This is a genomic window from Jeotgalibaca porci (genome assembly GCF_011299095.1).
GTDB classification, from domain to species: Bacteria; Bacillota; Bacilli; order Lactobacillales; family Aerococcaceae; genus Jeotgalibaca; species Jeotgalibaca porci.
Map to the genome: position 1 here is coordinate 50,493 of NZ_CP049889.1, position 22,920 is coordinate 73,412.

At 39.7% G+C, this 22,920-nt stretch carries 20 protein-coding genes and 1 other annotated feature; of the genes, 18 read left to right on the top strand and 2 right to left on the bottom strand.

The window, feature by feature from the left end; all coding sequences use genetic code 11:
• The first annotated feature begins 52 nt into the window (after positions 1-52).
• Both G7058_RS00415 and dtd read left to right on the top strand, forming a co-directional pair.
• Positions 53-2,266 (top strand): RelA/SpoT family protein, encoded by a 2,214-nt coding sequence (locus G7058_RS00415; protein WP_166061703.1) that lies wholly within the window; start codon positions 53-55, stop codon positions 2,264-2,266.
• A gap of 16 nt (positions 2,267-2,282) precedes the next feature.
• Complete coding sequence (gene dtd / locus G7058_RS00420; protein ID WP_166061704.1) at positions 2,283-2,729, top strand: D-aminoacyl-tRNA deacylase; 447 nt, start codon at positions 2,283-2,285, stop codon at positions 2,727-2,729.
• A gap of 365 nt (positions 2,730-3,094) precedes the next feature.
• On the opposite strand, the gene G7058_RS00425 is transcribed toward dtd, so the two are convergent.
• A complete protein-coding gene (locus tag G7058_RS00425) occupies positions 3,095-4,417 on the bottom strand; it encodes an N-acetylmuramoyl-L-alanine amidase (RefSeq protein WP_166061705.1) in 1,323 nt (440 codons plus the stop codon).
• A gap of 138 nt (positions 4,418-4,555) precedes the next feature.
• Positions 4,556-4,760 (top strand) — a binding site (T-box leader).
• Positions 4,761-4,825: 65 nt separating this feature from the next.
• On the opposite strand from G7058_RS00425, the gene hisS reads away from it, so the two are divergent.
• From hisS to G7058_RS00440, 3 genes are all read left to right on the top strand, one after another.
• Positions 4,826-6,145 (top strand): histidine--tRNA ligase, encoded by a 1,320-nt coding sequence (gene hisS / locus G7058_RS00430; protein WP_166061706.1) that lies wholly within the window; start codon positions 4,826-4,828, stop codon positions 6,143-6,145.
• 25 nt (positions 6,146-6,170) lie between these two features.
• Complete coding sequence (aspS, locus tag G7058_RS00435) at positions 6,171-7,937, top strand: aspartate--tRNA ligase (protein ID WP_166061707.1); 1,767 nt, start codon at positions 6,171-6,173, stop codon at positions 7,935-7,937.
• A gap of 70 nt (positions 7,938-8,007) precedes the next feature.
• Positions 8,008-8,901, top strand: coding sequence for a deoxyribonuclease IV (locus tag G7058_RS00440; protein ID WP_166061708.1), 894 nt, complete (start codon positions 8,008-8,010; stop codon positions 8,899-8,901).
• On the opposite strand, the gene G7058_RS00445 is transcribed toward G7058_RS00440, so the two are convergent.
• The gene (locus G7058_RS00445; protein WP_166061709.1) at positions 8,898-9,710 is read right to left on the bottom strand and encodes a pyruvate, water dikinase regulatory protein; all 813 of its coding nucleotides are present in this window, start codon (positions 9,708-9,710) and stop codon (positions 8,898-8,900) included. The genes G7058_RS00440 and G7058_RS00445 overlap by 4 nt on opposite strands.
• A gap of 84 nt (positions 9,711-9,794) precedes the next feature.
• Here G7058_RS00445 and G7058_RS00450 point away from each other — a divergent pair, with 84 nt between their 5' ends.
• The 13 genes from G7058_RS00450 to recJ all read left to right on the top strand — a co-directional run bounded on the left by G7058_RS00450 (position 9,795) and on the right by recJ (position 22,896).
• Positions 9,795-10,226, top strand: a complete 432-nt coding sequence (locus tag G7058_RS00450) for a Fur family transcriptional regulator (protein WP_166061710.1) — start codon at positions 9,795-9,797, stop codon at positions 10,224-10,226.
• Between the two features lie 129 nt (positions 10,227-10,355).
• A complete protein-coding gene (rpsU, locus tag G7058_RS00455) occupies positions 10,356-10,529 on the top strand; it encodes a 30S ribosomal protein S21 (protein ID WP_010053707.1) in 174 nt (57 codons plus the stop codon).
• Between the two features lie 179 nt (positions 10,530-10,708).
• A complete protein-coding gene (locus tag G7058_RS00460; protein ID WP_166061711.1) occupies positions 10,709-11,689 on the top strand; it encodes a PhoH family protein in 981 nt (326 codons plus the stop codon).
• Positions 11,689-12,174 (top strand): rRNA maturation RNase YbeY, encoded by a 486-nt coding sequence (gene ybeY, locus G7058_RS00465; protein ID WP_166063669.1) that lies wholly within the window; start codon positions 11,689-11,691, stop codon positions 12,172-12,174. Before G7058_RS00460 ends, ybeY begins: the two co-directional genes overlap by 1 nt.
• On the top strand, positions 12,143-12,559 hold the full coding sequence (locus tag G7058_RS00470; protein ID WP_166061712.1) for a diacylglycerol kinase family protein: 417 nt from the start codon (positions 12,143-12,145) through the stop codon (positions 12,557-12,559). Before ybeY ends, G7058_RS00470 begins: the two co-directional genes overlap by 32 nt.
• Before the next feature lie 11 nt (positions 12,560-12,570).
• Positions 12,571-13,482: a GTPase Era gene (gene era / locus G7058_RS00475; protein ID WP_166061714.1), complete on the top strand. Its 912-nt coding sequence runs from the start codon at positions 12,571-12,573 to the stop codon at positions 13,480-13,482.
• Positions 13,475-14,278 carry a DNA repair protein RecO gene (recO, locus tag G7058_RS00480; protein WP_166061715.1) on the top strand — a complete coding sequence of 268 codons (804 nt, stop codon included), beginning with the start codon at positions 13,475-13,477 and terminating at the stop codon, positions 14,276-14,278. The genes era and recO overlap by 8 nt, the downstream gene beginning before the upstream one ends.
• A gap of 291 nt (positions 14,279-14,569) precedes the next feature.
• A complete protein-coding gene (gene glyQ / locus G7058_RS00485; protein WP_166061716.1) occupies positions 14,570-15,484 on the top strand; it encodes a glycine--tRNA ligase subunit alpha in 915 nt (304 codons plus the stop codon).
• Complete coding sequence (gene glyS, locus G7058_RS00490; RefSeq protein ID WP_166061717.1) at positions 15,484-17,547, top strand: glycine--tRNA ligase subunit beta; 2,064 nt, start codon at positions 15,484-15,486, stop codon at positions 17,545-17,547. Before glyQ ends, glyS begins: the two co-directional genes overlap by 1 nt.
• Before the next feature lie 255 nt (positions 17,548-17,802).
• Positions 17,803-19,110: a GTPase ObgE gene (obgE, locus tag G7058_RS00495; RefSeq protein ID WP_166061718.1), complete on the top strand. Its 1,308-nt coding sequence runs from the start codon at positions 17,803-17,805 to the stop codon at positions 19,108-19,110.
• A 15-nt stretch (positions 19,111-19,125) separates the two neighbouring features.
• Positions 19,126-20,058, top strand: coding sequence for a ribonuclease Z (gene rnz / locus G7058_RS00500; protein WP_166061719.1), 933 nt, complete (start codon positions 19,126-19,128; stop codon positions 20,056-20,058).
• A 24-nt stretch (positions 20,059-20,082) separates the two neighbouring features.
• Positions 20,083-20,484 (top strand): LapA family protein, encoded by a 402-nt coding sequence (locus G7058_RS00505; protein ID WP_166061720.1) that lies wholly within the window; start codon positions 20,083-20,085, stop codon positions 20,482-20,484.
• Positions 20,485-20,580: 96 nt separating this feature from the next.
• The gene (gene recJ / locus G7058_RS00510) at positions 20,581-22,896 is read left to right on the top strand and encodes a single-stranded-DNA-specific exonuclease RecJ (protein ID WP_166061721.1); all 2,316 of its coding nucleotides are present in this window, start codon (positions 20,581-20,583) and stop codon (positions 22,894-22,896) included.
• The last annotated feature ends 24 nt before the right edge of the window (positions 22,897-22,920 follow it).

Sequence of the window (22,920 nt, forward strand, 5' to 3'; positions counted from 1 at the left end):
AATGACGTATAATAATTAGAAATAACTATTCGTAAGTGAAGGATGTGACCAAATGCCAAAAAACAAAGATTATACAAAAGAGGAAGTCATTGAACTCTGTGCCTCCTATATGAACGAATCCCACGTGGCATTTGTACAAAAAGCAGCGGATTTCTCTGAACAGGCTCACTCCGGACAATTTCGTAAATCAGGTGAAGAGTACTTTGTACACCCCACACAAGTTGCTGCAATCTTAGCAGAACTAAAACTAGATCCTGACACAATCGCGACAGGGTTTCTTCATGATGTTGTGGAAGATACAGATTACACTTTAGAAGATATCGAAACAGAATTCTCAAAAACTGTAGCGGTCCTAGTAGACGGAGTAACAAAATTAGGGAAAATCAAGTACAAATCCCATGAAGAACAACTAGCTGAGAATCACCGGAAAATGCTTTTAGCGATGGCAAATGATATCCGGATTATCATGGTCAAATTAGCCGATAGATTACACAATATGCGGACACTGAAATTCCATCGCGTTGATAAGCAACGAAGCATTTCTAATGAAACGCTCGAAATTTATGCGCCTTTAGCGCACCGTTTGGGGATTAACCGTATAAAATGGGAGCTGGAAGATACAGCGTTAAGATATCTTAATTCCCAACAATATTATCGGATTGTTCATTTGATGAATTCGAAACGGTATGAACGCGAGCAGTATATTACCGATACAATCGAAAAAATTTCTGAATCAATTGATGAACTGAACATTCAGGCGGATATTTATGGTCGTCCGAAACATATTTATTCCATTTACCGTAAAATGAAGGACCAAAAGAAACAATTTAGTGAAATTTATGACCTACTGGCTGTTCGTGTTATTGTTGATTCCATTAAAGATTGTTATGCCGTTTTAGGTGCAATCCATACAAAATGGAAACCAATGCCGGGTCGCTTTAAGGACTATATCGCTATGCCGAAAGCAAATATGTATCAGTCGTTACATACAACCGTTATCGGATCGAGAGGAACACCGATTGAAATCCAAATCCGTACGGAAGACATGCATCGGATCGCTGAGTTCGGGGTTGCGGCTCACTGGGCTTATAAAGAGGGTATTACTACCAAAAATGAATCGGATACGATTAAAAATCAGGTCAATTGGTTCCGTGATTTAATCGATTTACAAGATGACTCCCGTAATGCAAGTGAATTTGTGGAGAGTGTTAAAGAAGATATCTTCAAGGACAAAGTATATGTCTTTACGCCAAAAGGTGACGTAATGGAGTTGCCAAGTGGGGCAGGTCCGCTTGATTTTGCTTATAATGTCCATACCGAAGTTGGTGATAAAACGATTGGAGCGAAAGTAAATAATAAAATTGTTCCGTTGAATTATAAACTCCAAAATGGTGACATCATTGAAATGATGACCTCACCAAATTCATTTGGGCCTAGTCGTGACTGGATCAACCTGGTTACAACCAACAAAGCGAAAAATAAAATCAAACGCTTCTTCAAGTTGCAAGATCGGGAAGTAAATATCGAAAAAGGGCGTAGTTTAGTTGAAAAACAACTCCTAGATATGGATTTTGTGCCGAAAGATATTCTTACCAAAACAGCAATGAAAGATGCTGCCCAACGATTCAATATGCAAAGTGAACAAGATATGTTGGCAGCCGTTGGTTTTGGCGAACTATCCGCTTTTACGTTAGTAAATCGCCTCACTGAAAAGGCACGTAAAGAACGCGAAAAAGTGAAACAAGAAGAAGTCATGGAAACAGTGGAACAAAAAGCTCCGAAAAAAGAAGTTAATAAAATGAAAATCCGTCATGAAGGCGGGATTGTCATTGAAGGAGCAGATAACTTATTAATCAGAATAAGCCATTGTTGTAATCCTGTTCCTGGCGATGAGATCATCGGCTACATCACTAAGGGACGCGGTATTTCAGTCCACCGCAATGACTGTCCAAATGCAAAAATGACTGAGGAAAACGAAAATCGCTTTATTGAAGTAGAATGGGAAGACCGTGGTAATGCTAATATTGACTATGAAACAGAGCTGATGGTCGAGGGCTATAACCGTTCTGGTTTATTGAATGAAGTTCTTCACGTTGTCAATTCAACAACTAAAAACCTAACGAGTGTGAACGGAAAAGTCGATAAGAATAAGATTGCTGTAATTACACTTAAAATTGGTATTCAAAATTTAAGTCAGCTCGATAAAATCGTTGATAAGATTAAGAACATTCCGGATGTATACAGCGTTCGCCGTGTAACATCTTAAAGTTGGAGGGAAATTCATGCGTGTTGTAATCCAAAAGGTTTCCGAAGCGTCAGTTTCCGTGGAAGGGCAATCCCTTGGCGCGATTAAAAAAGGCTTTATGCTGCTTGTCGGTGTGGGTCAAGAGGATACGGAAGTGGATGTAGATTATCTTGCTCGTAAAATAGCGAATTTAAGAGTTTTTGAAGACGAACAAGGAAAAATGAACCTTGCTTTAAAAGATGTTGCGGGTGAAATTCTTTCAATCTCACAATTTACGCTTTTAGCGAACACAAAAAAAGGGAACCGTCCAAGTTTCATTGAAGCAGCCGCACCGGAAACAGGCGACTTACTCTATGAAAAATTGAATGCTTCCTTGAGAGCTGAAGGCTTCACTGTCAAGACGGGACAGTTTGGCGCTCATATGCAAGTACAATTAATAAACGACGGACCAGTCACAATTTTAATTGACAGTAAGAATAAATAGGGTAAACGTAAGAATAGAGAGTGGGAAAAAAGGCAGGACGAAATAAGGCAGCCATAAAATCATAGTTGTCTCAATCTGATACGTGTAACTGTAGGACTATCTGAACTTGTTAACGAGAGGCTTCCGTTAACAAGTTCAGTTTTTTTGTGTTGTTTTGTCGATTGGAACATTTTGGAGTTGTAAGTTGAGTAAAACGTTCCAATAAATAGTTATTGGAACGTTTGGTCCCTTTATTTTTGTTAAAATGTTCCAATCAGTGTGGATTGGAACATATCTCTCTTTACTTTCGCTTAAAACGTTCCAAATACTGGCGAAAAACAAATAGACTGACCAGGGATAAATTCCCGGCCAGTCTATTTGTTTATTTAGTTATTAAAGTAATCCGTTAAAGCGTTCAATATACTGTCAGCTACCAGATTTTGATAGTGAGATGTATTAAAAGTAGCAACATCATCTGGGTTATTCATATATCCTAGCTCCAGTAAAATAGCTGGCTGTGCATTTTCACGCAATACTAAGAAATTCCCAAAGCGGCTGCCATTATTCGGCAACGGTAGATTTTTGCTTAACTCATCATTAATGAGATCAGCAACATAATTGTCGGAATCAGCATAATAATAAGTCGTAGTTCCAGTAGCATAGACACCTTCAGGCGTTGAATCATAGTGAATACTTATGAATAGGTCTGCTCCGTAACTATTGCTTAGGTAAGCACGTTCCTCCAATGAAATCGATTCATCACCAGTTCGCGTCAAAATAACGTTGGCTCCAACAGATTCCAGTTTTTGAGCAATAATCGCTGCTGTGTCAACGGTTGCTTGTTTTTCGTACATGTAATCACCGATTGCCCCAGGATCTGCACCACCGTGACCCGGATCAATAACAATTGTCGCTTCTGATAGCGTTGTTGTAATTGCAGGTACACGTGTTTGTGTCGTTGTAGCGACAGAACTTTCAACTAGCCAATTCGCGATATAACCCGTCTCACCATTGTTGGTTAGAACTTCCACGAAATCGCCTATATTATTTTGGAAGGCATAAACAGCGCCTGCATTCGCAACTTCTATGACGCCATCTTGAAGAGTTGGTCCAGAACGCACATTCACATTGTCTTGCAACACAACAACGGAGTCTTGTGAAGTTGGAGTCGCTACTTGTTCAGTAGTATCAGTTGTATTTTCATTCGGTAGTGTCCCAGCAGTAATAGTTACCAGTTCAGATAACACCCATGCTGTCTGGTTGTTATAGTGAATCTGACTCCAACCATTCTCTTCATAAAGAAGAGTGAATACTTCGCCAGCTTCAGCCGAACCGATTACTTCTGCCTGCTCATTGTTTTCGGCCCTCAGATTAACTGAATATTCATTTATCGTGGCAACCAGATTTTGTGAAGCAGCAACTTCTGTATTATTTATCAGCCAGCTCGCAACCCAACCAATACGGCCGTCATCAAGTCGGACTTTGTACCATTCATTTTCTTCGTCTAAAACATTAACCATTGATCCGCCTTGTACCTGAGTTAGAATATCATAACCTAAACCAGGACCAAGTCGAACGTTGACAGTACTAGCTTCTACTATAATGTTCGTGTAATTTGCCAAGGCTACGGTTCCTAAAGAACCAAGACCCATAAAGAAAATGACCAGCAAGGCAAGCATCACATTTCTACTTATTCGTAACGGTTTCATCTTCGCCCCCCTCTGCCAATCTATATCTACTCACCATTATAGCAAATTAAAGAATTAATATGCAAAGCCTTTTCAAAGAAATCCCATTAACATTTAACTATTGACAAAAAGCCACATATCCTGTATCTTTAGTTTATTATTTTTCCGTTGAAGACAAGAGTAAAATTAATTGAATTGCCAAGAGAGAATGAGCCGTGGCTGTAAGCTTATTCCATTAGATTAATTTGAAAGACAGGTTGGAGGATTGGTAGTGCAAAGCTACCACGCTGCAGGCGTTACTTGCAAAAGGAGAGCAAAAGGCTCTCGAATAAAGGTGGTACCGCGTCCTCAGAACGTCCTTTCCCAGATGGGAGAAGGGCTATTTTTTTACAAAAAAATAGAAATATTAAAATTTAAGGAGAGATAGACATGATTCAAAAACCGAAAGGAACAGCTGACATTTTTCTCGATGAGATGAATATTTGGCATTATATCGAAGAAACTGCGAGGATTTTGATGCATGACTACCAGTTTTCAGAAATTCGCACGCCAATGTTTGAAAGTTATGACTTATTCTCACGTAGTGTAGGTGATACAAGTGATATTGTTTCGAAAGAAATGTATGTCTTCGAAGATAAAGGCAATCGTCAACTCGCGTTGAAACCAGAAGGTACAGCACCAATCGTACGTGCTTATGTGGAGAATAAACTATTTGGCCCAGAATTTCCTAAACCATTCAAAGTTTACTATTTAAGCCCAATGTTTCGCTATGAACGTCCGCAAAGTGGCCGTAGCCGTCAATTTCACCAGCTAGGTGTGGAAGTAATCGGAAGCACGAACCCAGCGGTAGATGTTGAAACTATGGCCCTTGCTTGGGACTTATTGCAAGAAATCGGTGTGAAAGATATCAAGTTGGTTATCAACACGCTTGGTAAGAAGGAAGAACGTCTAAAATTCCGTGAAGCGCTGATTGCTTTCCTGGAGCCGCATTTTGAGGATTTAAGTGAAGATTCAAAAACACGCTTGCACCAAAATCCGCTACGTGTATTGGATAGTAAGGATAAGCGCGATAAAGAAATCATTGTTGGCGCACCAAGCATTCTAGAATTCCTATCTGAAGAATCGAAAGCACACTTCGAAATGGTACAAGAAATGTTAACAGCACTTGATATTCCTTTCGAAATCGACAGCAACATGGTTCGCGGATTGGACTACTATCAAGATACTATTTTTGAAATTATGACAACTTCTAAAGTGTTCGGAGCTGAAACGACTATTTGTGGTGGTGGCCGCTATGATGGACTGGTTGAAGAAATCGGTGGACCAAGCGATCCTGGCTTTGGATTTGGTTTAGGCTTGGAACGTTTAGTACTGATGATTCAAAAACAAGAAATTGAAATTCCAGAACTATCCGAACTAGATGTTTATATTGTTGGCCTAGGTGCAAACACCAATCTTGAAACATTGAAGATGGCGCAAGCAATCCGTGGGGCAGGCTTCTCTTGTGACCGTGATTATATGGACCGCAAAGTAAAAGCACAATTTCGTACTGCATCCCGCAGTGGCGCTAAAGTCGTAATTACGGTTGGAGAAGACGAGCTTAGCAGCAAGACGGCTAAGTTGAAAGTGATGGAAACGGGTAAAGAAGCAACCGTCTCATTTGCAGATATTTACGATGATTTCGAAACAGTGTTTAATACAAACACAACAGATATGACTGCATTTAAAGAATTCTTTGGTAAAGAATAACCGGAATATGAAGGAGTAGATAAAGATGAAGAAAAGAACTGAGTATTGTGGTTTGATTACTGAAGCGTATATCGGCCAAGAAATTACTATCAAAGGTTGGATTAACCGCCGTCGTGACTTGGGTGGGTTAATCTTTATCCACTTACGTGACCGTGAAGGGATTATGCAAGTTGTCTTTAATCAAGAAAAGAATGCTGAACTTTTTGCATTAGCAGAAAGCATGCGTCATGAATACATTATTGAAGTAACTGGTAAAGTTGTTTTGCGTGAAGAAGCGCAAATAAATTCAAACATCGATACAGGTACAATTGAATTGGAAGTGACTGAAGCAGCTATTTTAGCTAAAGCGAAAACACCGCCATTTACAATCGATGATGACCAACCTGTTGCAGATGAATTGCGTATGAAGTACCGTTATATGGATCTACGTAAAGTTAGAATGATGAAAAACTTGAAACTACGTCACCAAACAACGAAAGCAATCCGTAACTATTTGGACAATGAAGCATTTCTAGATGTAGAAACACCATACTTAACAAAATCAACACCAGAAGGGGCTCGTGACTACGTCGTTCCATCTCGTGTTTACCCAGGAACTTTCTATGCATTGCCACAATCACCACAATTGTTCAAACAATTATTGATGGGTGCAGGAGTTGACCGCTATTACCAAATCGTACGTTGTTTCCGTGATGAAGACCTACGTGGCGACAGACAACCTGAGTTTACACAAGTCGATTTAGAAACAAGTTTTATGTCTGCAGAAGAAATTCAAACATTGACTGAAGGCATGATGAAAAAAGTTGTCAAAGAAACATTGGGACAAGATATTCAAGTGCCATTCCCACGCATGTCCTATGACGAAGCTATGGGACGATTTGGCTCTGATAAACCCGATACACGCTTCGGTCTTGAATTAATCGATTTACAAGAATTTGCTCAAAATACAAGCTTTAAAGTATTCCAACAAGCATTGGAAAACGGCGGGCAAGTGAAAGGCTTAAACCTAAAAGCAAAAGCTGATAACTTCTCACGTAAAGATATGGATGGCTTAACTGACTACATCAAACAATACGGAGCTAAAGGTCTTGCATGGGTTAAAGTAACTGAAGAAGGCTTGAATGGCCCTGTTGCGAAATTCTTTGCAGAAGATTCCGAAACGTTGGTTGCTGCGATGAGCGCTGAACCAGGTGACTTATTAATGTTCGTAGCAGACAAGAAAGAAGTTGTTGCACAATCACTAGGAGAACTACGTTTGAAATTTGGGCGTGAGTTTAAAATGATTGACGAGTCAAAACTTGATTTCCTATGGGTTGTTGATTGGCCACTACTGGAATACGATGAAGATGAAAAACGCTATGTTGCGCTTCACCATCCATTTACACGTCCAAAAGAAGAAGATGTCCAATTAATGGAAGAACATCCAGAACAAGTACGTGCACAAGCATACGACATTGTTTTGAATGGTTACGAAATCGGCGGCGGATCATTACGTATCAACACACGTGAGATGCAAGAGAAAATGTTCGAAGCACTTGGATTTACGCCTGAAGAAGCAGAACAACAATTTGGATTCTTGCTGGGCGCCTTCGATCATGGCTTCCCGCCACACGGTGGATTAGCACTAGGATTGGACCGCTTAGTAATGATTCTTGCAGGTGAAACAAACATCCGTGAAGTCATTGCCTTCCCTAAAAATGGTAAAGCATTCGATCCGATGACAAATGCACCATCTGAAGTCAGCGATCGTCAACTGAAAGAACTAAGTCTCCGTTTGACCGTCGAAGACTAAAAATTAAATGAATAAAGGGCTCTATGTTACAATCGTAATATAGAGCCCTAATTTATTGGAGGAATTTAATATGTTAAAAATCGGTTCACATGTTTCAATGAGTGGTAAAAAAATGTTGTTGGGATCAGCTGAAGAAGCCTTCTCTTACGGCTCATCTACTTTTATGATTTACACAGGAGCACCACAAAATACAAGAAGAAAAAGTATTGATGAAATGAATATTCCTGATGGAATGGCGTTTATGGCAGAAAATGGGTTAGTTGAACTCATCGTTCACGCGCCATACATCATCAACTTAGGAAATACAGAAAAACCGGATCACTATGAATTTGCTGTCGGCTTTTTACGTGAAGAAATTGTTCGTGCCCAAGCTCTGGGTGCAAAGCAAATAACCATGCACCCCGGTTCTCATGTCGGAGCTGGTTCGGAAAAAGGAATTGCGCATATTATTAAAGGTCTGAATGAAGTCCTTGAAGCCAATCAAACTGCACAAATAGCATTAGAAACAATGGCTGGTAAAGGAACGGAAATAGGCCGCAGCTTTGAAGAATTGGCAGCGATCTTTGATGGGGTGACACATAATGATAAATTATCTGTAACGCTAGATACATGTCATATTCATGATGCCGGTTATAATGTTCGGGAAGATTTTGATGGGGTTCTTGAAGAATTTGATCGCATTATCGGTTTAGATCGTCTAAAAGTGATTCATGTCAATGATTCAAAGAATGAAAGGGGCGCTCATAAAGACCGCCATGCCAATATTGGGCATGGTTATATCGGATTTGACGCCTTAAATAAAATTGTCCACCACCCACAGCTGGCAGATTTACCAAAGATTTTGGAAACGCCGTTTGTAGGGGAGGACAAGAAAAATAAAAAAGCACCTTATAAATTTGAATTAGATATGTTCAAGAAACAAGCGTTCAATCCGAATTTATTGGAAGATATTCTTAATTCTTAATTATTTGCCAAAATATTTTGTAAAATGATTTCGGCCGTTTCTTCAATTGAACGCTGTGCGACATTTATGACAGAACAGCCAATTTTTTGATACAGGTCCATTGCAAAATCAATTTCTTGTTGGATTCGCTCCGAATTCGTGTATACTGTTTCTGCAGGAAGGCCATATGAAAGCATTCGTTCACGACGGAAATTCGTCAGTGTATCGATATCGTTGGTTAATCCGACTATTTTCTTGGGATTTACTTCCCACAGTTGATCCGGTATATTGGCTTCTGGTAGGATTGGTAAGTTAGCGACTTTAACGTTCTTATTTGCTAAGAACATGGAAAGAGGCGTTTTAGAAGTACGCGAAATGCCTAAAAGGACCAAGTCTGCCTCTGCCAGACCTTTCGGATCTTTACCATCATCGTATTTAACCGCGAATTCAATCGCACTGATACGTTTGAAGTATTCGTCATCTAATTGATGAACGGCACCGGCGCGTTTGGTCGGTTCTTCTTTTGTTAAATCTCTGACATCTGCTACGAGTTCTTTCAAAATATCGTGACACTTTATATTCTCTTGTTCGCAAAACAATGCTGTTTGTTTGCTTAAATCGTCAAGTACCAATGTATGGATGATTACGCCATTGGATTGCTTGGCCTCATTCAATATCGCTTGTAAATCTTCAGAATTTCGAACAAAGGGGTAAGGGTGTAGCACTGCTTCGACAGTAGGAAATTGCGTCAGTACTGCCTGCAGCACTTTGCGCGCCGTTTCGCCCACTGAATCGGATATGACATAAAAGTGAATTGGCTCTGGGTTCATTGTTATACCTCATTTTCTGATTATTCATCTTCTAGTTTAATATACTATAATCGCACATTAAATAACAGTGAAAGGGGGGATTCTATGCATTCGGTCCTTGAAGAGTCGCTAAAAAAGTTGAAAAAAAGTGGTTTGAAGCATACGCAAAAACGAGAAGATATTATCCGTTTATTCGCGGGTGAAGATCGTTATCTTTCTGCTAAATCAATTCACGAAGCGATGGATGTCGCATACCCTAATATTAGTTTCGATACGATTTACCGGAACCTCTATGCATTTGCGGATATAGGAATTTTAGAAACGACCGAGCTAAACAACGAGCAGTTATTCAGAATGTCCTGCTTGCATGAGGGCCATCATCACCATCATTTCATCTGTGAACAGTGTGGTAAGAGTATTCAACTGGAAATGTGTCCGATGGATTTCTTTGAACAACAGCTTTCTAACTGTCAATTGAACTCGCACCGCTTCGAAATTTTTGGTATCTGTGACAAATGTGTAAGTAACCAGAATTAATTTCAGAATAAATATTGCAAATGGTTAGACCTGTGGTATAATATCGAAAGAACAATTTCATTATGATTTAATTATATTTAAATAATAATGGGACGGTTACTTTTAACGCTCGGAGGGAGGGAATTTTTAATGTCAAAAACAGTTGTTCGTAAAAACGAATCTCTTGACGATGCTCTTCGTCGCTTTAAACGTACTGTTTCCAAGACAGGTACTCTTCAAGAAGCACGTAAACGGGAATTTTATGAAAAACCAAGTGTAAAACGTAAGAAAAAATCTGAGGCAGCTAGAAAACGTAAATTCTAATAGCCGTTTTTTTCGATAGAGGAGGCTGGGACATATGTCCCAGTCTTTTTCTTTTATCCTTATTCACGTGTACACTCTTATTTTCCGATTAACGTCAGTCTTAAGCTTAAAAGTATCCGGTACTTTATGATATAATATAGTTAAATGTAGAGAAAACGCGGTAGAGGAGTGTAACGTATTTGACTGAAAATGACCAATATCCAGTAACGTTAGAACTTGAAATAGAAGAGGTGGCAGCTCTACCTCAACTCTTGGGATCTCAAGATAAAAATATTTTACTATTAGAAGACGCTTTAGATATTATCATTAATACACGCGGCTCTAAAATTGAAATTAAAGGTACTGAAGAAACAGCACCTACAGCAAAATCTTTAATCTTACAATTAGTAGCATTAATTAATCGGGGGATTGCAATCTCCCAGAGCGATATTGTTACGGCGATACAAATGGCTAATCGGGGTAATTCGGACTTCTTCTCGAATCTTTATGAAGAAGAAATCAGTAAAACATATACCGGGAAGGTTATTCGTGCCAAAAATGTTGGTCAAAAGGTTTATTATGAAGCCGTGAAGAAGAATGACATTGTTTTCGGAATTGGACCTGCCGGGACCGGAAAAACGTTCTTGGCAGTAGTAATGGCTGTTCAAGCTTTGAAAAAAGGTCAGGTACAAAAAATTATTTTGACGAGACCAGCGGTAGAAGCGGGGGAGAACTTAGGCTTCTTGCCAGGCGACTTAAAAGAAAAAGTAGACCCTTACTTAAGACCCGTTTATGATGCGCTGTATGCGATTTATGGCGTTGAGCATACAACACGCTTAATGGAGCGTGGCGTAATTGAGATTGCACCTCTCGCGTACATGCGGGGAAGAACGTTGGATGATGCCTTTGTCATTTTAGATGAGGCACAAAATACAACCGTAGCACAGATGAAGATGTTCTTAACGCGATTAGGGTTTGGCTCGAAAATGATTGTCAATGGCGATAAAACGCAAATTGACTTGCCGCGTGGCGTGAAATCTGGCTTAATCGATGCGGAGAATAAACTAAAAGGTATATCCGAAATCGCTTTTGTATCTTTTGATGCACAAGATGTTGTGCGTCATCCAGTGGTAGCACGGATTATTAATGCCTATGACCAGAAAGAGAAGGTTGAAGAATGATTGAAATAGATATGTTTGATGAAACGAATACGGTTAAAGAAGAACATCAAAAACTTGTGCATGATGTGGTAGCATTTGCTTCAACATTTTTAGAACTACCAGATAACTCTGAGCTTTCGATTACTTTCGTTGACAATAACCGCATTCAAGAGATTAATCGGGAGTACCGGGACAAGGATCAACCGACCGATGTAATCAGTTTTGCAATGAACGATGAAACTGATGATGACCTTCCCATCAACTTTGCCTCACTCGGGGAAGACTTCCCGCATAATTTAGGTGATATAATCATTTCTGTTGATAAAACCGCAGAACAAGCAGAAAGTTTTCAACATAGTTTTGAAAGAGAGTTGGGCTTCCTAGCTTTACACGGGTTCCTCCATTTGAATGGGTACGACCACATGGAGCCTGAAGATGAAAAAGAAATGTTTGGTCTGCAGAAAGAGATTTTGGATGCATATGGACTTAAAAGAGAAGAATCATAAACGAAAACAAAATATTTGGAAAAACACACAATTCCGTAAATCATTCGGACATGCCTGGGATGGTGTAAAAACGATATGGCAGGAAGAAAGAAACATGCGAAATCATGTTGCTTTTGGTATGCTTCCAATTGTTGCAGGCTTTTTATTCCGAGTCAGCAATATCGAGTGGATTGTGTTGGTACTCTGTGTGTTTTTAGTCATTATAATGGAGTTTTTAAACACTATAATTGAAACAGTCGTTGATATGGTTACGAATTACGAATATCATCCACTGGCAAAAAAAGCGAAAGATATTGCGGCAGGTGCTGTTTTAGTTACCGCATGCTTTACAGTTGTAATAGCAGCCATCATATTTTTACCAAAATTAATTAAATTAGTATTTTAGGGGGCAGCTAGATGAGCAAAAAAGAACCATTCAAATCGGGTTTCATCTCCATTATTGGGAGACCGAACGTTGGGAAATCCACGTTACTTAATCAAATAGTCGGACAAAAAGTGGCAATCATGAGTGATACACCACAAACGACACGTAATAAAATTCAAGGTGTCGTTACAACAGAATCCGCGCAAATGGTGTTTATAGATACACCAGGTATTCACAAGCCGAAACATCGCTTGAACGATTTTATGCTAAAGAGTGCATACAGCACCTTTAATCAAGTTGATATTGTTCTCTTCATGGTGAACGCAGAAGAAGCACGCGGTGGCGGCGATAATTTTATCATGGAACGAATTGCAAATATCAAAACGCCAAAATTCTTAATCATTAACAAGATTGATAAGATTCATCCAGAAGCCTTACTCAAGATTATTACGGACTACACGAATGATTACGAATTCGACGAGGTTGTTCCTGTATCGGCAAAAAATGGTAATAATGTACAAGCATTGTTGAATACTATTCAAGGCTACTTACCGGAAGGACCGCAATACTATCCAGAAGATCAAGTTACCGATCACCCGGAATATTTTGTAGTTTCTGAATTTATCAGAGAAAAAGTACTCCAATTAACGCGTGATGAAATTCCACATTCTGTAGCAGTAGTCGTGGATTCCATGCAAAAAAATGAAGATAATAAAGTACATGTGTATGCAACGATTGTTGTCGATCGTCCCAGCCAAAAAGGTATTATCATTGGTAAAGGCGGAAAAATGCTGAAAGAAATCGGTACACGTGCGCGTCGAGACATCGAAGTGATGTTGGGCGACAAAATATTCCTGGAGCTTTGGGTGAAAGTGCAACGTGATTGGCGTGACAGACCAACGCACCTCCAAGATTATGGTTACCGTCAGAAAGACTATGAGTAAAGAGCAAAGTAAAACGTTCGAAGCGATTGTTATTTCGCTTAGGAAACATAAAGAGAAAGATGCGCTTGTCAAGCTGTTTACTTTGGAACATGGCAAACGCATGTTTTTTATTCGAAATTTATTCAAAGCGAATCACAGCCTGAAGTCTGCCTTATTACCTTTTACCTATTCAACCTTTGAAGGAACGGTTCAAGCGGATGGCCTTTCTTTCTTGCGGGACTACAAAGACAGCCGGAACTTTCGGAAGATACATGAAGATATCTATTTGAATGCCTACGCTACTTACATTTCCAACCTCAGTGATGCAGCGATTGAAGACAGAGTTATCAATCGTGAGCTATTTACACTCTTATTGGATAGTTTGGAAGCGATGGAAGAGGGCCAGGATGCAGAAATCATTGTTAATATCTTTGAGATGAACATGTTGCATTACTTTGGTGTGCATCCCGATTTAGCGTCTTGCCGTGTTTGTGGGAGTCAAGTGGAACCATTTGATTATTCCGCACGCTTTTCAGGTGTGCTCTGCAGCCACCATTTTCATGAAGACCCTAATCGGTTGCATATAAATCCAGCAGCTATCTATTTTGCGCGCCTTTTCTTAAAAATCAAGCCGCATCAGGTGAAGGATATCACGATTAAAGCTGAGAACAAAAAAGCAATTAGAGAATTTATTGACTTTCTTTACGATGAGTATGTCGGAATCCGACTCAAAAGTAAGTCTTATATCGATCAGATGTACGAATGGGAAAAAATATTAGAAGAAACACTCGTCAAAAAAAAGGAAAGCGATGAATAAAATATCCTTGACATTGAATTTAAGAGTGTTTACTATAAATGATAGATGAATAGGAACGATGACGATGAAAGTACTGTTGCAGTAACATCTTAAAGCGAATTTGGGACAGTGAGAGCCAAGTGATGAAGCGCGATAAGGAAAGGCACATCTGAGTTCAACGAAAGAAGAGCTGGTTATACCAGAAATAGGGTGGAACCGCGAGTTTGAGACTCGTCCCTATGTTGCAATCGTGCAGCATAGGGACGATTTTTTTATGCCTATCTGCATGCAAACGAGAAGAGGAGAGATGACATGAAAGAAAAAGTAACTGTTCAAAAAATGATACAAATTCTTCAAAGTTATTGGGCAGACCAAGGATGTTTACTATTAAACGCATATGATACTGAAAAAGGTGCAGGTACAATGAGTCCCTATACATTTTTACGTGCGATTGGACCTGAACCATGGAATGCGGCGTACGTAGAGCCATCACGTCGTCCTGCCGATGGTCGTTACGGTGAAAACCCAAATCGTCTATACCAACATCATCAATTCCAAGTAGTAATGAAACCTTCACCAAGCAATATTCAAGAGCTTTACTTAAAAAGCTTGGAAGCACTAGGCATCAATCCATTGGAGCATGATATTCGTTTCGTAGAAGATAACTGGGAGAACCCTTCTCTTGGCTGTGCTGGATTAGGTTGGGAAGTATGGTTGGACGGAATGGAAATAACCCAGTTTACATATTTCCAACAAGTTGGCGGTTTAGACTGCTACCCTGTAACGAGTGAATTGACTTACGGAATTGAACGTTTGGCTTCTTATATCCAAAATGTGGATAGTGTTTACGATTTAGACTGGACTGAAGGCGTAAAATACGGAGAGATTTTCTATCAACCAGAGTATGAACATTCAAAATACTCGTTCGAAGAAAGTAATCCAGAGTTATTGGCGAACCTTTTTGAAGTTTACAATGAAGAAGCATTAAAACAGATTGAGAATGGTTTGGTTCATCCCGCTTATGACTATGTATTGAAATGTTCACATACGTTTAACTTAATGGATGCACGTGGCATGGTTTCCGCAACGGATAGAGCCGGCTTCTTAGCACGTATCCGTAATATGGCACGTAAATTAGCTGTCGCTTTTGTTGAAAAGAGAAAAGAACTGGGATTCCCGCTTCTTGACGAAGCTGAACGCGAGCGTTTGTTGAAGGAGGAAGCATAATGACTGAAACATTATTAATTGAAATTGGTTTAGAAGAATTACCCGCACGTTTTGTACGCGCAAGCAGCGAGCAACTAACAGAACGTATTACGCGTTATTTAACTGAGAATCGCATTCATTTTGGAGATGTACATACATTTGCTACTCCAAGACGTCTTGCGGTTCAGATTAAAGATGTAGCGGATCAGCAAGAAGATATTGTTGAAAATGCTAAAGGTCCTGCAAAGAAAATTGCACAGGATGCGGATGGTAATTGGACGAAGGCTGCACAAGGATTTGCACGCGGTCAAGGTGTTTCAACTGATGTGTTGTATTTTGAAACAATTAAAGATGTTGAATATGTCTACGCGAAGAAAGAAATCAAGGGAATTAAAGCAATCGAAGTAATCAAATCTATTCCTGATGTAATTAAAGAAATGAACTTCCCTGTAACGATGCACTGGGGAGCCTCAGCGTTTGAATTTATTCGTCCGGTACATTGGTTTGTCGTGATGATGGGAGATCAAGTGGTTCCGTGTTCATTCTTAGGAGTTGAATCTGGTAATCTATCGCAAGGACATCGTTTCTTGGGTGAGGCTGCTACCATTGTTCACGCTGATGACTATGCAAGCACTCTAAAAGAGCAATTTGTTATTGCCGACTTAGAAGAACGTAAAGAAATGATAATCAAGCAATTTTCTGCGCTAGAAGCAGCTAATAACTGGATTATTCCACAAGACAACACTTTGTTGGAAGAAGTCGTTTCATTAGTCGAATACCCAACAGCTTTTGCTGGAGAATACGATGCAAGATACCTAGATCTACCAGAAGAAGTATTGATCACTTCCATGAAGGCGCACCAACGCTATTTTGAAGCAACTGATAAGAGTGGAAAACTGCTTCCTCATTTTATTGGAGTGCGTAATGGAGACGCCAATCATCTGCAAAATGTTGTATTAGGGAATCAAAAAGTATTAACAGCTCGTTTGGAAGATGGTTTGTTCTTCTATGAAGAAGATAAACGTACGAGTATCGCTTCATCTGTAGAAAAATTAGCATCAGTTTCTTTCCATGCTAAGATCGGTTCGTTGGCAGAGAAAATGGCCAATACCGCACAGCTAAGTAGCTATCTGGCAGAAATGATTGAGATGGGAACAGAGCAAAAAGAAAATCTTCAACGCGCTGCCAGCATCTACAAATTTGATTTAGTAAGTAATATGGTTTCTGAATTCCCAGAACTACAAGGTGTGATGGGAGAAAAATATGCATTGATGGCTGGAGAAAAGCCAGAAGTTGCAGCTGCGATTCGTGAGCATTACTTACCACTATCAAGCGAAGGTGACGTTCCACAATCAGTCGTCGGTTCAGTCTTAGCGGTTGCTGACAAGTTAGATAGCGTTATTAGTTTCTTTAAACAAGGTATGATTCCAACGGGATCAAATGATCCGTATGCATTGCGTCGTCAAACAATTGGAATTGTTCAAATTATCGAAGCAAATAACTGGTCATTCTCCTTTAAAGAGCTATTAGAAGTAGCACTGGAGAATATCTACGGTCTTAAAGATGCTGCTCAAATTGAAGGGCTTGTCGAAGCAATCACGTCATTCACTAAGAGTCGCGTGCTTCAGAAATTACAAAGCTATCATATTTCGCATGATATACAAGAAGCTATCTTACATGCCGAAAATGATGATATCTTAATGAGTATTCACTATGCACAAGCACTTGCTGCACACCAAGCAGATGAAGACTACAAAATGGTAGTTGAAGCATTGGCACGGGTGGTTAATATCTCTCATAAAGAGGTTGCACCTTATACTGTCGCTAGCGAATTACTTGAAACGGCAAGCGAGAAAAACCTATACGTTCAAGGTAACCACCTGGCAACGATATGGAACCAAGCAACAATTGAGGAAGCTTATCAAGCATTGCGTGATTTAACACCTTATATCACAGCTTACTTCGAGGAAAACATGGTTATGGTAGACAACGCTACGGTAAAACAAAACCGTCTCGCTACTTTAGCAAGAATCAGTCAACATATACTGCAAGTAGCTGATGTACGTAAACTTATTACGAAATAATAAGGCCCCATTTTGTAAGACGACCCGGACTTTTTAACCGATTGAGCTGTGTGGACTACATCTATAAGCTTATTTGAGTTAATAATTCCGGGTTGCCTTTTGTTATGGGGAGATAAACAACGCTCTCATAAATCTGGTTTACTAGGAATAGATGAATATTCTTTATGAATTTGTGGTATTATGTTAAATTAGGTATGAGACAAGGAATTTTTATACATATTAAATAAATAGAATAAGAAATGTGAGGACATGCTTATGTCAATGTTTTTAGATCATGCGCAAGTTAACGTAATCGCCGGTAAAGGCGGAGACGGAATGGTAGCGTACAAACGTGAGAAATATGTTCCAGATGGCGGGCCAGCTGGAGGCGATGGTGGACATGGTGGGAGTATTATTTTTGAAGTAGACGGTGGTCTGCGTACACTACTGGATTTCCGCTACAATCGTCATTTCCGGGGAACACCGGGAGAAAAAGGTATGAGTAAGGGAATGTACGGGAAGTCTGCAAAAGATACCATTGTTAAGGTACCACCAGGCACAATCGTACGTAATGCAGAAACGCAATTAATTTTAGGTGATTTAACTGAATTAGGACAACAATTGGTAGTCGCTAAAGGTGGACGTGGCGGACGTGGAAATATTAAGTTCGCAACGCACAGTAATCCGGCTCCTGCAATCGCAGAAAACGGTGAACCGGGCGAAGAGCTTGTCTTGGATTTAGAATTAAAAGTTATCGCAGATGTGGGTCTTGTAGGTTTCCCGTCAGTTGGAAAATCAACAATTCTATCAGTTGTTTCATCAGCAAAACCTAAAATTGGCGCGTACCACTTTACAACATTGGTTCCAAACTTAGGAATGGTACAAGCGCCTAATGGTATTCAATTCGCTATGGCAGACTTACCAGGATTAATCGAAGGCGCATCGCAAGGTGTCGGCTTAGGTATTCAGTTCCTACGCCATATTGAACGGACACGTGTTATTCTTCATGTTATCGACATGGGCGCAACTGAAGACCGAGATCCTTTTGAAGATTACGAAACAATCAATAACGAATTGGAAAGCTATCAATTACGTTTGTTGGATAGACCGACAATTATTGTTGCTAACAAAATGGATGTGCCGGGAGCGGAAGAAAATCTCGTTGCATTCAAGAAGCAACTAGTAGAAAAATTCGGTGAAGAAGAAGCACCAAGCATTTTCGAAATCTCAGCATACCAAAATAAAGGACTAGAAGCTTTGTTGAACCAAACAGCTGAACTAGTTGAGACAACTGAATCATTCCCATTATTTGATGAGGAAGAATTGGAAAGTTCTGTACTTTACAAACTGGATAACGAAGCAGATGAAATTATCGTGACGAGAGACCCGGATACTACATGGGTACTAGGTGGCGAGAAACTTGAAAAACTATTCAAGATGACAAACTTCGATCACGATGAGAGCGTGATGCGTTTTGCGCGTCAATTACGTGGTATGGGAATCGATGAATTACTACGTTCTCGTGGCGCAGTTGACGGAGACATTGTCCGTATCTTGGAATATGAATTTGAATTTGTCGATTAGAAATGAGTGTCGGGTGTGAAAATACAATTTTTGGGGACTGGTGCTGGCGTCCCTTCAACGATTAGAAACTTGAGTAGTATTGCATTAAAGCTATTAGATGAAATTAACGAAATATGGCTATTTGATTGCGGAGAAGGTACACAACAGAGAATTCTTAAGACGTCTTTGAAACCTCGAAAAGTAACAAAAATATTTGTAACCCATCTTCATGGAGATCATATTTTTGGATTGCCGGGATTTTTGAGCAGTCGTGCTTTTCAAGGAGGAGACTCCCCGTTGACCGTTTACGGACCAAAAGGGATTAAAGACTATGTCTTGACGAGTTTGCGTGTCTCTCAATCACATCTCCGTTACCCGATTTTTTTCCATGAAATTGAAAACGAAGGCGTTATTTTCGAGGACGAACATTTCAAGGTAACAGCTGGGAAGCTTGTGCATGGTATTCCGTCATTTGGTTTTCGGATTGAAGAAGCGGATTATCCAGGCGAACTTTTGGTTGAAAAATTAAAAGCTGATAGAGTACCAGCAGGACCTTTGTATGGCAAGTTGAAAAATGGCGAGACCGTCACACTTGAAGACGGGCGGACTATTAATGGGAAAGATTACATCGGTCAGGCCAGCCCAGGGCGAACCGTCACTATTTTAGGTGATACGCGTTTTACTCCAAAAAGTATTGAACTTGCTAAAGATGCGGATGTACTGGTTCACGAATCAACGTTTGATAAGGAGAGCCAAAAGATTGCCCGAGACTATTACCATTCCACCTGTATGGATGCAGCAAAGGTTGCCCAACAGGCAGGAGTAGGGCAGTTGTATTTGACGCATATTAGTTCGCGTTATCTAAGTAAAGATCAAAAGCAACTGGAAGTAGATGCACGCACCGTTTTTAATAAGACAAAACTGGTGAGTGATTATGACGAGTTCGATATTAAGTTGTTAAAAGTCTAATTTATGTGATGGGAAGGGATTTTCATGAAAAATGAATGGCGTTTGGTAATCGGTATTACGATTGTTGTGTTAATTATTTCGTTTGCTATTTTGAATGGGGAGTCAGTTCCTATCAGTTATGGATTTGGAGAAATTAGTGCGCCATTAATTATTGTAATGGGTATCTCATTGCTTTTGGGCTCGATTCTGACACTGATGGTTTCAACATCATCAGCTCTAAGACATAAGAAAGAATTAAAATCATTGCGTAAAAAAGTCGATAATCAAGCGATTGAAACAGAAGAAGCTGTTAAACGCGCCGGCCAAGATTATCACACTCAAATTCAAGAGCTGGAAGCTACAATCGCAAAGAAAGATGCGTTAATCCAGCAATATGAAGCTGAAAAAAGTTCGAACACTTATACCGATTTAAATCACGATATTTAATTCAATAAGTAAGCTTCTCAAATAGCCTTGTACACGCCTACGCATGTTTGTCGTCGGCGTGTTTCTATTGATGCTTGAAAAAAAGGAGTTATTAATTTGTTAAATGCACGATTAAATTGGCAGTTAAAAGAAAAATCTTTCCAGGATGAATCATTGGTTGCTCTTAAAAAGAACACTTCATACAGTGATGCTTTTCTATTATTATGTATCCAAAGAGGACTCGAAACAAAAGAACAAGTAGCACATTTTATTCAGCCAACAGATGAAGTGTTTCATGACCCGCATTTAATGCATGACATGGCTGTTGCGGTTAAGCGTATTACCCGTGCAATTGAAAACGGTGAAAGTATCGTCGTGTATGGTGATTACGATGCAGATGGTATTACAAGTACAACTATTTTAGTTGAAGCCATTGAAATACTAGGCGGAAATGTGTCATTCTATCTGCCTAATCGTTTTAAGGATGGTTACGGACCAAATAGTACTGTTTTTAAGCAGTTGATTGAAGAGGGCGCTGAGTTAATCATTACGTGTGATAACGGAGTCAGTGGTCACGAGGCGATTGATCTTGCCATGAAATTGGGTACGGATGTCATCGTTACGGACCATCATGAATTACCGGAAGTACTCCCAGAAGCGTATTGTATTATTCACCCGCGTCATCCGGAAGGTGCTTACCCATTTGGTGATTTATCTGGAGCGGGAGTGGCGCTAAAAGTAGCAGCTGCGCTTTTTGAAAGAACACCGTATGAATTTTTGGATGTTGCAGCAATTGGGACCGTCAGTGACCTCGTTAGCTTGACAGATGAAAACAGGTGGATTGTACAACATGGGATTGAAGCGTTAAAAAATACCGAACGAATGGGTCTGCACTTATTGCTTGAAAAGGCATCAGTATCCCTTGACGCAATTAGTGAGGAGACGATTGGCTTTGTGATTGGCCCGCGCTTAAATGCGCTAGGGCGTCTGCATAACGCCTCACCAGGTGTGCATCTATTATTGTCATTCGATGAAGAAGAATTGGCAGAAATTGTTGAAAATATCCAACAGACAAATAGCAAAAGACAAGAAATCGTGTCGTCTATTTTCGAATCTGCTATCAATAAAGTGAAACAGTGGGAAGAGTTGCCAGATATCATTATTTTAAATGATGATTCTTGGCATGAAGGAGTACTGGGAATTGTTGCCAGCCGTATCGTCGAAGAAACCGGGCGTCCGACTATTTTATTACACTCCAATCCGGAAACCGGGATTGCGAAAGGGTCAGGACGGAGCATTGGCTCTTTCCATCTCTTCGAAGCACTCTCAAGTTGCTCAGACTATCTTCTGAAGTTTGGTGGACACACCATGGCTGCCGGGATGAGCGTGAATACGGAAAATATTCCGCAATTACTTACGGCAATGAATGAGTATGCAGCACCTTTGCATGATGAGATAGTGAAAGGCGATTTGATTCAGATTGATGAAATATTGACACTAAGTGACGTTAACATCGATTTATTAAAGGAAATCGAATTATTACGCCCCTTTGGAACAGACAATCCTAAACCAATCTTTGGTTTTGAGGATGTCCCCGCGACAAATGTCAAAAAAATCGGTGCCGATTTGAAACATTTGAAGTTAATATTCCAATCGGAAAATGATTCGTTAGATGTTATCGGCTTTAATAAAGGTCATTTAGCAGCTCATTTGGATAATCAAAATGCTGTATCTGCCGTAGGTGAGTTGAGTATTAATACATGGCGTGATATTTCGAAGCCACAACTGCAATTAAAAGATGTCAAAGTCGATACAGCACAGTATTTCGATCGTCGGCAATCTAAGTTTGATCCTGAATCTTTAAAGCATACGAATAGCGTTTATCTCTTTTTCAATCAGAAGTTCTTTGATAAGGCGAGTGAAGAATTACCGCCTCAATCAGTTGCAGTCTTACTTGAGAGCGAGGAGGAAATCCCTGCTTTCTCTTCTGATTTGGTAAATCTTGTCATTTTAGATTGTCCAACTAATTTAGATATTTTAAGTCAGTTCCTTGCTCGTCATCCTTTTGATAATTACTTTGTATATGCATATCCGATTGACTTGATTCAAGCACAAGGGATGCCAACCAAAGATGTTTTTGCCCGTACTTACAAATATCTCTATTCTAAAAAAGATATACCAGTCAGAGAAAAAATTAATGACCTGGCAACTTTCTTAAAAATAGATAAGAATATACTGATTTTTGTGATTCAGGTGTTTTTAGAGGCAAAATTTGTTACAATTGACTACGGCGTTCTTAATCCAGTTCCGAATCCACCAAAGCAGGTTCTGACAGAGACAGCTGTCTATAAGAAACGTTATAAAAAATTGCAATCAGAAAGAATGTTCATCTATAGTTCATTCGCTGATTTATCAAACTGGTTAAAAAAATAAATAGTTTCCATACAGGAGGAAATA

Coding starts and splice junctions, on each gene's coding strand:
- era (WP_166061714.1), top strand. CDS start 12,571: ATGAGCAAAAAAGAACCATTCAAATCGGGTTTCATCTCCATTATTGGG.
- G7058_RS00450 (WP_166061710.1), top strand. CDS start 9,795: ATGCATTCGGTCCTTGAAGAGTCGCTAAAAAAGTTGAAAAAAAGTGGT.
- aspS (WP_166061707.1), top strand. CDS start 6,171: ATGAAGAAAAGAACTGAGTATTGTGGTTTGATTACTGAAGCGTATATC.
- glyQ (WP_166061716.1), top strand. CDS start 14,570: ATGAAAGAAAAAGTAACTGTTCAAAAAATGATACAAATTCTTCAAAGT.
- hisS (WP_166061706.1), top strand. CDS start 4,826: ATGATTCAAAAACCGAAAGGAACAGCTGACATTTTTCTCGATGAGATG.
- rpsU (WP_010053707.1), top strand. CDS start 10,356: ATGTCAAAAACAGTTGTTCGTAAAAACGAATCTCTTGACGATGCTCTT.
- G7058_RS00445 (WP_166061709.1), bottom strand. CDS start 9,710: ATGAACCCAGAGCCAATTCACTTTTATGTCATATCCGATTCAGTGGGC.
- G7058_RS00425 (WP_166061705.1), bottom strand. CDS start 4,417: ATGAAACCGTTACGAATAAGTAGAAATGTGATGCTTGCCTTGCTGGTC.
- G7058_RS00415 (WP_166061703.1), top strand. CDS start 53: ATGCCAAAAAACAAAGATTATACAAAAGAGGAAGTCATTGAACTCTGT.
- G7058_RS00440 (WP_166061708.1), top strand. CDS start 8,008: ATGTTAAAAATCGGTTCACATGTTTCAATGAGTGGTAAAAAAATGTTG.
- recO (WP_166061715.1), top strand. CDS start 13,475: ATGAGTAAAGAGCAAAGTAAAACGTTCGAAGCGATTGTTATTTCGCTT.
- obgE (WP_166061718.1), top strand. CDS start 17,803: ATGTCAATGTTTTTAGATCATGCGCAAGTTAACGTAATCGCCGGTAAA.
- G7058_RS00470 (WP_166061712.1), top strand. CDS start 12,143: ATGCATATGGACTTAAAAGAGAAGAATCATAAACGAAAACAAAATATT.
- dtd (WP_166061704.1), top strand. CDS start 2,283: ATGCGTGTTGTAATCCAAAAGGTTTCCGAAGCGTCAGTTTCCGTGGAA.
- glyS (WP_166061717.1), top strand. CDS start 15,484: ATGACTGAAACATTATTAATTGAAATTGGTTTAGAAGAATTACCCGCA.
- G7058_RS00505 (WP_166061720.1), top strand. CDS start 20,083: ATGAAAAATGAATGGCGTTTGGTAATCGGTATTACGATTGTTGTGTTA.